The sequence below is a fragment of the Haloarcula sp. K1 genome, assembly GCF_001647155.1.
GTDB classification, from domain to species: domain Archaea; phylum Halobacteriota; class Halobacteria; order Halobacteriales; family Haloarculaceae; genus Haloarcula; species Haloarcula hispanica.
In genome coordinates, this window is record NZ_LRHL01000017.1 from 1 (window position 1) to 12,628 (window position 12,628).

Sequence of the window (12,628 nt, forward strand, 5' to 3'; positions counted from 1 at the left end):
GATCGTTCAGCTTCGCATGGAATCAGCTTATCTGAACACGATGGGCCTGTGACACGGACACACCCCACCTGGCCGTCGATGCTCGTCCGTTCGGAAGCCCCGTTCGCGTTCGACTCCCCGTTATCGGCCACGAGGGCTAGCTGAAGTCTTCAAGACGTAACTGGTCGGGGTGGAGACCGTCCGGTTCGCTCGCGCCGAGCAGACGAGGCAGGGCCGTGTTCGCAAACGTCATGCCGACGACGAGCAGTATGGGGGCGAAGAACAGACCGTAGAAGCCCAGCACGACGGGGCCAAGCGTGTACGCGAGCATCAGGAGCCCGACGTGCGTGCTCTCGCCGCTGAGAAGTGGCCGAAGCAGCAGGTCCGGGATCGTGTCGACGACGACCACCGCGACGAGGAGGAATCCGAGCACATACGCGAGCAGCGAAGACTGCCCGTCGAGCACCACTGGGAGCGCGGTGAAACCGGTCAACGGGAGGTAGATTATTTTCATCCCAACGACAGGAATCAAGCTCGCGATACCGGTCAGCGCGCCGGCGAGCGTCGGATACGGGACCTCGACAGCCGCCGGCGCTACGACGTTATAGCCGGTGAACGCGGCGATAGCGATGAGCGAAATCGCCAACACGTTCAGGAGATTGCCGAACAGTACCGCTTCCAGTTCCTCGTCGACAGCTTCGAGGTACTCGCGGATGATGGCCCCGTCATCGAACCGGAGCAGCCACTCGCGGATGCGCCGGCCGTCCACCAGGAGGTAGTATGTGACGATGGTCGTAATAAACAGATTGAGGACGAACTGTGAGGCGACCGACGTAAGCACCATGGCGTTCTCGCTGAGAAAGTCGACGAACGGTGAGAGCTGTCCCGACTGGTAGGCGCTGTACAGCCCCTCGACGGTGAGGTCCGGCACGGACTCCGCGCCGTCGAGCCAACTGACGTGCGTCGCGGCCACGTCGATGAGCGCGTACTGGGTGACGAACTGCCGGGCTTCGACAATGAGGAGGACGGCCGCATAGCTGACGAGCAATAGGAGCGGAATCGCCAGCGATGCCATGACCACGACCGCACGCACTCGCGCCGGAAGGCGGAGTCTGCGCAAAGAACTGTAGTACCGTCGCGTCGAATAATAGAGGAACACGGAGACAGTCAACGCCGCGATAAACTGATATGCGAGTACGCCGACCACCACCGCGACAGCGAGGCCGAAGAGGGCGACGACGAAGCGCTTCTCGTCCATATACGTACCAGCTTATGAACAGTTATAAACATACGGGCGCAGGGAACCTCACAGACAACATGGGGCCGGACATGGTCCCAATCGGTGGCTACTCGGTTCGCTCGCGCACCGGCCCGATGCTGTCGTGGACGCCGATGTTGCCGGAGAGTTCGTGCTGGCTCGTGTCGCTGAGGTCGATACCCTCAGCGCGGCAATCCTCCTGGACCTGCTGGATGAAGTCCGATCTGACCGATGCGAGGCGGTTCCGCCGTTCGTTAGGGATCCAGATCCGGCCTGTCAAGATGACCGCCGTCGACGCGAGGTCGCTGACTCTGGCCGTCGGTGCCGGTTTCTCCGAGACATGGTCGAGGTCGCGGGCGGCGTTCTCGATAATCGCCCGGACCGTGTCGATGTCGTCGTCGTAGCCGATACCGAACTGATAGGAAACTCCAATTGGACCCGTCGAAGTCTGGTTCGTCACCGCGCTCGTCGCCAGCGTCGTGTTCGGGACGATGATGCGCTCGTTGTCCAACGTCCGAATCCGCGTCACCCGCAAGTCGATGTCGACCACCGTGCCCTGCATCCCGTTCCATGCGATGATGTCACCGACGTTCAGATCCGGGTCGGTCACGATGAACGCCCCGGCGACGAAGTTCCCGAGGACGTCCTGTGCCGCCAACCCCACCGCAAGCGTGATGCCCGCCGCCAGCAGGGTCGACCCCGCGAGCGCGCCCCGGAAGCCCGCGACGCTGGCGCCGATGACCACCGCGAGGATGACCGATATCAGGTGGACAGCGCTGGTCAGCGCGCTGGCGACTGTCTTGTTAGTCTCGGTTCGTGACAGCAGCCATCGAACTGCTGGCACGACGATTAGCCGGCCGATAGCGTAGAGTAGCGCCGCGACAGCGAGGAATTGCGCCCCGTCGGTCGCGAGTTGTCCGTACGCCGAGACGATGTCGGTATCCAGGCCCACCGGGAACTGCATACTGTCTGTCGTAGCCCAATAGATATGAAATCAGGGTGCCACGTCGGTGCTGGTGGGGACCACGGCTCCGCCTGCTGTTCGCGGCGGTGCTGCGCGTTACCCAACTCGCTCGTTCAAAATTAGCCTCGTCTTCGTCCCCACAACCTCCTCCAGCTCGCGCGCCTGCGTGATGAGCCCGTTAACCGCGTCGGTGTCGGCGGCGTCGACGACGACGACGATGTCCTCCTCGCCGGAGACTTGCCACACGAAATCGACCTGCTGCCAGTCAGCGATGCGGTCCGAAACCTCGGCCGTGTCGACGTTGACATCGACGCTGACCTCGATCATCGCTTTCACGTTGCCGGTCCGCGTCGCGACAGTGAAGCGTTCGATAACACCGTCCTCGACCAGTCGTTCGACGCGGTTTCGCACAGTCCCTTCCGACGTGCCGACCCGGTCCGCGATCTCAGTATACGGGGTTCGGGCGTCCCGGCGAAGTATCGAGAGTATCTCTCTGTCGAGGTCGTCCATCGAGATGTGACAGTATCACCGGCCGTGACTTGAGTATTACGAAATTCGAAACTCGTCTTCGAAAGCAACCCTTATGGCCGACTATAGTGTACGCATCTCGTAATGGCTGACGCATACGTGGCAATCGAGGGCGACCGCGTCATCGAGGCGCGCGCTCGCGCTCCGGGCACCGCCCGTGGCGAACTGGTCTTTACAACAGCGTACACCGGTTACGAGGAGAGCCTCACCGACCCGTCCTACGAGGAGCAGGTGCTGACGTTCTCCTACCCGCTCATCGGGAACTACGGCGTCCGAGAGGAGCGCTTCGAGTCCGACCGCGTCCACCCGCGCGCGGCAGTGGCTCGCGAGATGACCGACGACGTGGCCGAGTGGCTGGAGTCCGAGGGCGTCCCCGCTGTGGACCACCTCGACACGCGCGATATCGTCACCGAGATCCGCGACGAGGGGGCGATGAAATGCGGCATCGCCGCCGGGCCGGACGTGACCGAGCAGGACGCGCTCGACGAACTCCACGAGTGTAAGCATATGTCTGACCACACCGACATCGGCGCGCAGGTCTCCGTCGACGAGGTCGAGGTCCACAACGAGGGCGGCGACGGTGCGACGGTCGCGCTGGTCGACTGCGGTGCGAAGGGCTCTATCGCCGAGTCGCTCGTCGAACGCGACGCCGAGGTCCACGTGTTCCCGTACGACGCCACCGAGGACGACGTGGCCGCTGTCGACCCGGACCTACTGTTCATCTCGAACGGCCCCGGCGACCCCGAGAACTTCGAACAGGCCGGTGAACTCGTCGAAACCTACGTCGGCGACGTGCCGCTCGCGGGCATCTGCCTCGGCCAGCAGGTCGTTGCCAACGCGCTCGGCGGCGAAACTGAGAAGATGGAGTTCGGCCACCGCGGCGTGAACCAGCCGGTCCGTGACCTGCGCTCCAATCGGGTCGTGATGACGACCCAGAACCACGGCTACACCGTCGCCGACCCCGGCGACAAACTCGACGTGACCCAGGTCAACGTCAACGACGATACGCCGGAAGGGCTGGAAAACGACGACCTGGACATCATCACGCGTCAGTACCACCCCGAGGCCAACCCCGGCCCGCACGACTCGCTCGGCTTCTTTGATGATGTGCTAGGGATGGCGGGGGAGTAGGGAGAACCCGAGCGTAGCGAGGGGTCTCCGAATGCCCGAACGGCGACGGTAGGAGCCGTGAGGTGTAGCGAGGGGCGCGACTGAAAGGAGCGGCCCTCGGAATTGTGAGCGGGGAGCGGGACCTTTGGTCCCGCAGGCAGTCGGGCGGCATTGCCGCCCGAAGACGGGGAACGGAGTGACCCGCGAGCAGCAGCGCGGTTCGGAGCGAGCGAAGCGAGTGAGAACCGCGAGACGCGAACGATGACGACAGGAACCGTGAGCAGCGCGGTTCGCACGCACATAAGCCACGTCTCTCAGTCGCTGTCGTCGTCGATTGGCTGTCCGCGGTAGTACGTGGTCTGGTCGCTGTCTTCGTCTTCGTTTGTGGTGTCTTGTGGTGCGACGGGGCGGCCGCGGTACATGACCCGGTTGGCGGTGTCGTCGCCGTCGATTGCGTCCGGGCTGTCCTGCTGATGGTTTTCGATGAACTCGGCGGCCGCGTTCAGGGTTGTCTTGTCGGTCTTGCGGTGCACCCAGCAGTGATACATCTTCCGTGGGGTGCGGAGCGCGAGGCGGTGCGCACGGAATCCGGACTTGGTGGTAACGTCGGCAACCGCCTCGTGTGGGACCTCGATGACTTCGTCGTCCTCGTCTTTCCCGATGAGACAGAGCGTCCGGCGGCCAGTAATCAGAATGACCGTCCGACGGTCGCCGACCGGTGAGTCGGTCTTGCGTTTCGTCCCGCGCCCGATGCCGCGCTTCCCGTTGGTCAGGAGATACGCCGGGGCTTCCGCGCCGTCGAGGTACGTCAGCGGTGGGTTGTTCAGCGGTGGTGACTCGGAGAACCGACTCTCGTGTCCGGCGAGAACTGCCGTCGTTACCGAGCTACCGGGAGCCATCTCCGCAACTGTCTCCGCCCGCTCGGTGACGTCTTCTATCATCGGCTTTCCGGAGCGGCGACGGTGATTGCAACGCGATCCATACAGCTACTGCCACAGCCGCAGGAATGAGTGTTACGAACGTGCCATTATTGTCCCAGAAAAAGACAGATAGGCACCAATATATGAATAGTTACTATCTATCGCCACCATATTGGCGTAATACTGCTGAGTTGTAAGGCCAGGAAGAGAGGTATCCACGGCGAGCAGTCATCACAGCTCCACAGGCTCAGAACTCCTGTCTGACGCCCCGGAACTCGAACCGTGCGCCGCCGTCGTCGCTCTCAGTCACGGACACCGACCAGTCGTGTGCCGCCGCGATCTCCTTGACGATAGCGAGGCCGAACCCGGTGCCACCGTCAGTGGTGGTGTAGCCGCTCTCAAACACCGTTTCGTGTTGTTCAGCCGGGATACCGCCGCCGTCATCGGCGACGTAAAAGCCCGAATCGGTGAGATCACCGACCTCGACAGTGACAGCCGGGCCGCCGTGTGTCACGGCGTTGTTGATGAGGTTCTCGAGGAGCTGGCGAACGCGGCTCTCGTCGGCGTAGATCGTGCTCTCGGCAGTGACTTCGAGGGTGGCATCAGACGTCTCGACGGCCTGCCAGCAGGACAGGACAGTCGATTCGAGGGCGAGCGGCTCCGTTTCCGAGACCGTGTCCCCCTCACGGGCCAGGGTCAGCAGGTCCTCGATGAGTTCCTTCATGCGGTCGATGGCACGGTAACAGCGGTCGAACTGCTCGTCGTTGCCGGTGTCTCTGGCGAGGGCGAGCGAACCTTCGAGGACGCTAAGCGGGTTCCGGAGGTCGTGGCTGACGATGCTCGCGAACTCTTCGAGCCGGTCGTTCTGCCGCTCCAGTTGCTCGCGGTACTCGATGCGGTCGGAGATATCCCGGGAGATAGCAACGAGTCGGTCGATCTCCCCGTCAGCGAAGATCGGTGTCACCTGCGTCTCCCAGACGCCGGTCGGGTGGAGGCCCCGCTCCTCGAACGTGATGGTTTCGCCGGCCGAGACACACCGCTCGTAGTGGTCGGCGATTCGACGGCCGGTGTCCGGGCCGGCAGCCTCGATTGGGGTCTGACCGGTCAGTGACTCGGTTTCGAACCCGCTCTGTCGTTCGTAGGCCTCGTTCGTCCGGACGTAGCGGAACGTCGGATCGTCCGCCGAGTCCTCGATGTCGACGAGCGCGATGGCGTCGTTCGTGTTCTCGAACACCGCCTCGTACTCGTCGGTGAGGCGGGCCAACTCCCGCTCGCGCCGTTTCTGTTCGGTGATGTCGGTCGCAACGACACAGAGGGCGTACGGCTCGCCGCCCTCGTCGAGTATCGGCGTCTTCCGTGTCAGATGTGTCCGCTCCGTCCCGTCGACAGGAATCACCGTCTCGACTTCGACGGTCTCTCTCTGTTCGAGGGCCCGCTGATCGTCGGCGTGGGTCTGCTCCGCGATGTGGTCCGGGAGAATATCGTAATCGCTCGTCCCGACGACGGACTCGTCAGCGTCGATCCCGTAGAGGTCACGGGCCGCGCTGTTGATGAAGAGAAAGCGACTGTCGGTGTCTTTCATCAGGATGTACGTCGGCGCTGTATCGAGAATGACCTGCAGTTTGCGGCTCGTGTCTTCGAGGGCCTGTTTCCGTTCTTTGTGGTCGGTCACGTCCTGATGGATCCCCACCGCACGTACCGGGTCGCCGTTCTCGTCGCGTTCGAACACCTTACCGATGTCGCGGATCCATCGGTAATCACCGGTGGCCGTCTTGAGTCGGTGGTCGCACTCGTAGATCTCCGTCTCACCGTCGAAGTGTGCGTTCAGTGCTTCGTAGGTCCGCTCGCGGTCTTCGGGGTGGATCAGTTCGTCCCAGGTGTCTGCCGACGGCTCGAGTTCGTCGAGCGAGTAGCCGAGCATATCGGCCCAGCGCTCGTCGAAGGTGACTTCATCCGTCTTGACGTTCCAGTCCCAGACGCCGAGTTCGGCACCTTCAAGCGCGAGTTCGTGGCGTTCCGTGAGCGTTCTGAGCTCTTGCTGCCGGTCGAGTCTGGAAAGCGCCTCTTCGGTGTTGGCAGCGAGAGTCCGCATCAGTGAGACCGATGCGTCCTCGAACGCTGCGGCATCGGTTGATGCGGCGATCAGCACCCCGTGGTCGCCCAGTGGGATCAGAATCTCGCTGCTGATGTCAGTGTCGGGGTTGTAGCGGCCGGGGATAGTGGAGACATCGTCGAAGACACGCTGTTCGCCGGATTCGAACACCTCCCAGACGAGGCTGTCGCCCTCGCGAAACGTCGGATGCTCGTCGATGATCGCCTGTGCCTGGTCGGTCACCGCAGCCGGTCTGAGAGCGTCGGCCGACTCGTCGGCGAGAAAAACGGCGCTGAGCGGCAGCCCGAGCAGGTCGCGTGCGGTTTCGACGACCAGTTCGGCGACAGCCTCGCGTGACTCAGCGTGCATCAGCTTCCGGGTCGTGTCGTGCAGCGCCTCGATACGCTGCTGTCGCTGCCGGCGCTCAGTGATCTCCCGAAACTGTGAGAAGATCGCGACGGTCTCCCCGTCTTCTCGGATGGTGCGGTTGTGCCACTCACAGACGATCTGCTCGCCGTCGCCGGTCTCGATATCGAGCACGGTATAGTAGCCACCGCTGGCTTCCTGTAGGGCCGTGATCGTCTCTTCGACCGCATCCAGCGCTGAGTCCGGGACGAGCGTCTCGAACTCCTTGCCGACGAGGTCCGCTTCCCCACGCCGGAGAATCTCCTCGCCTTTCTCGTTGACCTGAACCACCTCGAAGCTCTCGTCCCACTCGATGACGCCGAGCGGTGACTTATCGATAAACAGCGAGAGCCGCTTCCGGCTCGCATCCAGTGCTCGCTGTGACCGGTACTGCTCGACCGCGTTGGCGATTCGGTTGGCCAGAATCGTGTACTGGTCAGTGCCTTGCTGCTTCTGGAGGTAGTCCGTCACACCGGCCGAAATCGCCTCGCTGGCTACTTCCTCGGAGCCTTTCCCGGTAAAGAGAATGAACGGGAGGTCTTCGTCGACGGCCCGGACGGATTCCAGAAACTCGATGCCGTCCTGGCCGGGCATATCGAAATCCGAGACGACGCAGTCGATAGGCTCCTCGCTGAGCCGGGTGAGCCCCTCGCTCGCCGATGTTGCCGAAATCACGTCGAAGCGGTCGTCGGTACGGCTGAGAAACGCCGCCGTCATCGACGCGAACTCGGGGTCGTCCTCGACGTGTAGGACACGTACTGCATCGGCCATGGAGAGTATATGAGCGTGTCCAACGAATAAGTATTTGTGCCGATCTGTTCGAGTGACAGGAATCGGTGCCGCCGCGGTGAGCGGTTTGCTCCCGCGGCTAGCCGGCGTTACTCAGCGCCCCACTCGCGCTGGGTCTTTGGCCGTTCGTCGATGGCCTGGACGGCGAGTGGCTGGTCGGCGGAGTTGATGGCTTCCAGCGCCGCTTCGGCGCTCTCGTGGGTCGAGAAGTACGTCACTGTCTCCTCGACGCAGGCTTCCAGCACGTCGCGGTCGCGGGAGAGGACGAGGTCGACCTCGCCGCTCTGGATGGCGTCGATGATAGCGTCGGTGTCCTCGTAGTCGTCGAAGTCCTGTACGTCGAAGTGCTCCTCGAAGCCGAGGATGGGCAGGTCGACGATGGCCGTCCCCTCAAGCGGGATTGCCTTGCCGACGGCCATCTGGGCCTTCTGGTAGGCCTTGCCGAAGGAACCGGCGGTGCCCATGACCTCGCCGGTGGATTTCATCTCCGGGCCGAGACGCGGGTCCGACCCCGGCAGGCGGTCGAAGGGCAGGACGACTTCCTTGACAGAGACCTGCTCGGGGATCTGCTCCTGCACGTCGAGTTCCGATAGCGTCGCGCCGGACATCACCTTGGCGGCGATCTTCGCGATCGGGACGCCGGCCGTCTTGGAGATGAACGGAACGGTACGGGACGAGCGCGGGTTCGCTTCGAGGACGAACACCTCGCCGTCACGGACGGCGAGCTGGACGTTCAGCAGACCGACGGTGTCGAGCGCGTCGGCGATGTCCTCGACGACCTCGCGGATGCGCGGCATCACGTCTTTGATCTCCTGGGACCGTGGCGGAATCATACAGGCGGAGTCGCCCGAGTGGATACCCGCCGTCTCGACGTGTTCCATCACGCCGCCGATGAGGACGTCGTCCTCGTCGGCCACGGCGTCGACGTCCAGTTCGACGGCGTCGGCGAGGAACTCGTCGACGAGAATCGGCTTGTCCGGGCTCACGCGGACGGCCTCCTCGATGTACGTTTCGAGGTCCTCGTCGTTGTACACCACGTCCATCGCGCGGCCGCCGAGCACGTAGCTCGGGCGCACAAGGACGGGGTAGCCGATGTCGTGGGCCAGGTCGAGGGCCTCCTCCTTGGAGGTCGCGGAGCCGCCTTCGGCCTGTGAGATGCCGAGTTCGTCCATCAGCTTGTTGAAGCGGTCACGGTCCTCGGCGAGGTCCATCGCGTCGACGGAGGTCCCCATGATCTCACAGTCGAGGTCGCGGCGCTGCAGTTCCTGTTCGAGCGGGTGGCCGATGTCGACGGAGGTCTGGCCGCCGAACTGGACCATCACGCCGTCGGCTTCGGTCGCCTCGATCACGTCGGCGACTTCCTCGGCGGTGACCGGCTCGAAGAACAGCCCGTCGGAGGTGTCGTAGTCCGTCGACACCGTCTCGGGGTTGTTGTTGACGACGTGGGCGTCGATGCCCAGGTCCTCCAGTGCGCGGACCGCGTGGACCGAGCAGTAGTCGAACTCAACGCCCTGCCCGATACGGATGGGGCCGCCACCGACGACCACGACACTTTCGAGGTCCGGGTCGATCTGGAGTTCGTCGCGGTCGATACCCGACAGCGGGTCCCGCGTCGAGTAGTAGTACGGCGTCGTCGCCTCGAACTCGCCAGCGCAGGTGTCGACCAGTTTGAAGTCGCGGTCGGTCGTCTCCGTCTCGACAGTGTCCACTGTGACACCAGAGCCATCCGTCGCCGCTTCGACTTCCGGCTCGTCGCCGCCGTCCTCGTCGAGGTCCGCCGGGAGCCAGGAGACGTGCGTGTCATTGAACTCGCCGCCGGCCAGCGCGGTGATCTCCTGATCGGTAAAGCCGGCCTGTGCGGCGGTCTCGTAGTCGCCCTCGCGGGCGGCGTCGGCGGCGTCGGCGACCTCTTTGAACCGCTCGACGTACCATTCCTTGATGTCGGTGATATCGACGACTTCCTCGACGGTGTAGCCGCGGCAGAACGCCTCGAACATCGCGTACGGGCGGTCGGGCGTCGGCTTTTCGAGGTACTCCGTTTCGAGTTCCGCATCGGCGATCTCGTTGAAGTCGGCAGCCGGGTTGTACTCCGAGGAGCGAAGGGCCTTCAGCAGGCTCTCGGGGAAGGTCCGACCGATGGACATCGCCTCGCCGGTGGATTTCATCGCCGTCGACAGTTCGAACTCCGTGTCGCGGAACTTGTCGATAGGCCAGCGCGGCACTTTCGTCACGACGTAGTCGATAGCCGGCTCGAAAGCGGCGGTCGTCTCGCCGGTAATTTCGTTGTCGATTTCGTGGAGGCGCTTGCCGAGCGCGACCTTCGCGGTGACACGGGCAATCGGGTAGCCGGTTGCCTTCGAGGCCAGCGCAGAGGAGCGGGAGACACGCGGGTTCACCTCGACCACGCGGTACTCGCCGCCGGGCGTGCCGTCGTCGTGCCAGGCGAACTGGATGTTACAGCCGCCTTGGATGCCGAGGTCGCGAATGACTTTCAGCGCGGAGTCGCGCATCTCCTGGTGGCCCTCGTCGGGGATGACCTGCGAGGGGGTGACGACGGTCGACTCCCCGGTGTGGATGCCCATCGGGTCGATGTTCTCCATGTTGCAGATGATGATACAGGAGTCGTCGGCGTCGCGCATCACCTCGTATTCGAGTTCGACCCAGCCGGAGATGGACTCGGTGATGAGGACCTCGTTGTTGCGCGAGAGGCGCAGGCCCTTGCGGACGCGTTCGATGAGTTCGTCCATCTCGTCGACGACGCCGGAGCCGGAGCCACCGAGCGTGTACGTCGTGCGTGCGATGACGGGGAGCCCGCCGACCTCGTCGACGGCCGCTTCGACGCGGTCCACGAGCGATTCCTCGTCCAGGTCGGTGACCGACTCGCCCTCATCGAGCGTGATGGTCGTCGAGCGCGGCACCGGCTCGCCGATGTCCTCCATCCGCTGTTTGAACAGGTCGCGGTCCTCCGTCGCGTAGATGGTGTCCAGTGGCGTCCCCATCACGTCCACGTCGTACTCGTCGAGGACGCCCTCCTCGGCGAGTTCGGCCGTGACGTTCAGGCCGGTCTGGCCGCCCAGACCGGCGATGACGCCGTCGGGGTTTTCTTTCCGGATAATCTCAGAGATGGCTTCGGTGTTGATGGGTTCGAGATACACCTTGTCCGCCATCTCCGGGTCGGTCATAATCGTCGCCGGGTTCGAGTTCACGAGCACGACGCGGGCACCCTCTTCCTGAAGGGCACGACACGCCTGTGCGCCGGAGTAGTCGAACTCGGCCGCCTGTCCGATCTTGATCGGGCCACTGCCGATGAGTAGGATTGTACGGTCCTCGTCCGCTGTCATTGTACGAGCGGAGTCTATACATCGTAATAAGCCCGGCGAAACAATGCGAAGCTCGAAGCCTAATTTCGAATATCGTAACGTATGCGTGTCACACGATTGGCTGTCTCATAGAGGGGCCACAAGTTAGAATTCCGACGGCAGCGGTGCTGAGAGGCGTCAGTTGTCGCGGTCGGGAACGCGATACCGGTAGGGCTGGCCCTGAATGACCTCGACCTCGCCGGACTGCGCACGGCGACCGAGGACAGTCGCTACCCGGTGGGCACTCCCGAACGCCTCGTCGTGCTCTTCGAGCAGGTCACAGATCTCGCGGGCTGTCAGCGTGCCGTCGGTGTCAGCTTCTTCGAGCACTGTCAGGATGCGCTCGAACTCTCCCTCACGTATAGCCATACACAGTTACAACACCGCAACCATCATATAACACCGTCAGACAACAGTCAGACGGCTGATTTCGGGAAATCGACCGACAGCGGCGAGTCACTGGCTGTCGGACAGTTCGGGGTCGCTGTCTGTCGCGTTCCCCCAGCGCTTTCGGACCCACGTCGGTCGGGAAACGGTTGTCTCGCCGACTGCAGAGTACCGGATTTCGTAGCTGACCAGCGAGTTTCTGGAGCGGTCCCAGTACGAGACGGTGAGCGACCGGACGAGTCCGTCCGGCCGGACAGTCGCCCGTGCGCTGTAATTGTCGGCCGGTTCGAACGCCGCCGGTGGGTCCGTCGCCGTCAGCGTCACGCGACAGGTGTCGCAGTCGTCTCTGGGTCGCTCAACGCTGACGTTTGTCGCGAGATAGGCTTCGATGAGTCGCGCGGGGTCGGGGTCGAGTACCCCGCTGACCGGAGTTGGCCGCCTCGTTGCGGTCCAGGCCCCCTGTGCTCGCACGTCGTAGACGTAGCGTCGGTTCCCGTTGGTGTACACCTGCTTGGTGTAGTTCTGATCGAGAATTTCGGTCCGAAACTGGTAGTGATACCTGTCTTCGACGACGAGATTGACGATTTGGGTTCCCCATTCCAGCGACAACCGCATCCCCAGCACGTACGAGCGGTTCCACGTCGCACGCCGATGGGCCGCCGCGAGTCGCCTGGCATCGACGGTGTTCTCGGTCAGGGCGGGTTCGACCCGGTCGTCCTGAGACTGCTCGGGGACCGGAACTGGCGTCACCGTCTGTCGCTCCGCCCCGCCGAAGGCTCCACAGCCCGCAAAAACCAGAAGCAAGAGCACGACCGCGACGCGACCCGCCATGCGTCA

At 63.4% G+C, this 12,628-nt stretch carries 9 protein-coding genes; 1 reads left to right on the forward strand and 8 read right to left on the reverse strand.

Annotation, left to right across the window (positions count from 1 at the left end; all coding sequences use genetic code 11):
- Positions 1-136 precede the first annotated feature (136 nt).
- The 3 genes from AV929_RS06680 to AV929_RS06690 form a co-directional block, all read right to left on the reverse strand.
- The gene (locus AV929_RS06680; RefSeq protein ID WP_064287823.1) at positions 137-1,237 is read right to left on the reverse strand and encodes an AI-2E family transporter; all 1,101 of its coding nucleotides are present in this window, start codon (positions 1,235-1,237) and stop codon (positions 137-139) included.
- 88 nt (positions 1,238-1,325) lie between these two features.
- Entirely contained in the window at positions 1,326-2,201 is an 876-nt protein-coding gene (locus tag AV929_RS06685; RefSeq protein ID WP_014039566.1) for a mechanosensitive ion channel family protein, read from the reverse strand.
- 96 nt (positions 2,202-2,297) lie between these two features.
- Positions 2,298-2,711: an Lrp/AsnC family transcriptional regulator gene (locus AV929_RS06690; RefSeq protein WP_008310783.1), complete on the reverse strand. Its 414-nt coding sequence runs from the start codon at positions 2,709-2,711 to the stop codon at positions 2,298-2,300.
- Between the two features lie 102 nt (positions 2,712-2,813).
- On the opposite strand from AV929_RS06690, the gene carA reads away from it, so the two are divergent.
- Positions 2,814-3,860 carry a glutamine-hydrolyzing carbamoyl-phosphate synthase small subunit gene (carA, locus tag AV929_RS06695; protein ID WP_064287824.1) on the forward strand — a complete coding sequence of 349 codons (1,047 nt, stop codon included), beginning with the start codon at positions 2,814-2,816 and terminating at the stop codon, positions 3,858-3,860.
- Between the two features lie 293 nt (positions 3,861-4,153).
- Here the strand turns inward: carA and AV929_RS06700 are convergent, their stop codons facing one another.
- From AV929_RS06700 to AV929_RS06720, 5 genes are all read right to left on the reverse strand, one after another.
- Complete coding sequence (locus AV929_RS06700) at positions 4,154-4,780, reverse strand: hypothetical protein (protein ID WP_064287825.1); 627 nt, start codon at positions 4,778-4,780, stop codon at positions 4,154-4,156.
- A 226-nt stretch (positions 4,781-5,006) separates the two neighbouring features.
- Positions 5,007-8,027: a PAS domain S-box protein gene (locus AV929_RS06705; RefSeq protein WP_064287826.1), complete on the reverse strand. Its 3,021-nt coding sequence runs from the start codon at positions 8,025-8,027 to the stop codon at positions 5,007-5,009.
- Between the two features lie 107 nt (positions 8,028-8,134).
- On the reverse strand, positions 8,135-11,386 hold the full coding sequence (gene carB, locus AV929_RS06710) for a carbamoyl-phosphate synthase large subunit (protein WP_064287827.1): 3,252 nt from the start codon (positions 11,384-11,386) through the stop codon (positions 8,135-8,137).
- A 156-nt stretch (positions 11,387-11,542) separates the two neighbouring features.
- Positions 11,543-11,773, reverse strand: coding sequence for a hypothetical protein (locus AV929_RS06715; protein ID WP_014039561.1), 231 nt, complete (start codon positions 11,771-11,773; stop codon positions 11,543-11,545).
- 87 nt (positions 11,774-11,860) lie between these two features.
- Positions 11,861-12,622, reverse strand: coding sequence for a hypothetical protein (locus tag AV929_RS06720; RefSeq protein WP_014039560.1), 762 nt, complete (start codon positions 12,620-12,622; stop codon positions 11,861-11,863).
- Positions 12,623-12,628: the final 6 nt, after the last annotated feature.

What these genes read in the sequence shown, in the direction of transcription:
- AV929_RS06680 (WP_064287823.1), bottom strand. Translation starts at nt 1,237, where the DNA reads ATGGACGAGAAGCGCTTCGTCGTCGCCCTCTTCGGCCTCGCTGTCGCG.
- AV929_RS06685 (WP_014039566.1), bottom strand. Translation starts at nt 2,201, where the DNA reads ATGCAGTTCCCGGTGGGCCTGGATACCGACATCGTCTCGGCGTACGGA.
- AV929_RS06690 (WP_008310783.1), bottom strand. Translation starts at nt 2,711, where the DNA reads ATGGACGACCTCGACAGAGAGATACTCTCGATACTTCGCCGGGACGCC.
- carA (WP_064287824.1), top strand. Translation starts at nt 2,814, where the DNA reads ATGGCTGACGCATACGTGGCAATCGAGGGCGACCGCGTCATCGAGGCG.
- AV929_RS06700 (WP_064287825.1), bottom strand. Translation starts at nt 4,780, where the DNA reads ATGATAGAAGACGTCACCGAGCGGGCGGAGACAGTTGCGGAGATGGCT.
- AV929_RS06705 (WP_064287826.1), bottom strand. Translation starts at nt 8,027, where the DNA reads ATGGCCGATGCAGTACGTGTCCTACACGTCGAGGACGACCCCGAGTTC.
- carB (WP_064287827.1), bottom strand. Translation starts at nt 11,386, where the DNA reads ATGACAGCGGACGAGGACCGTACAATCCTACTCATCGGCAGTGGCCCG.
- AV929_RS06715 (WP_014039561.1), bottom strand. Translation starts at nt 11,773, where the DNA reads ATGGCTATACGTGAGGGAGAGTTCGAGCGCATCCTGACAGTGCTCGAA.
- AV929_RS06720 (WP_014039560.1), bottom strand. Translation starts at nt 12,622, where the DNA reads ATGGCGGGTCGCGTCGCGGTCGTGCTCTTGCTTCTGGTTTTTGCGGGC.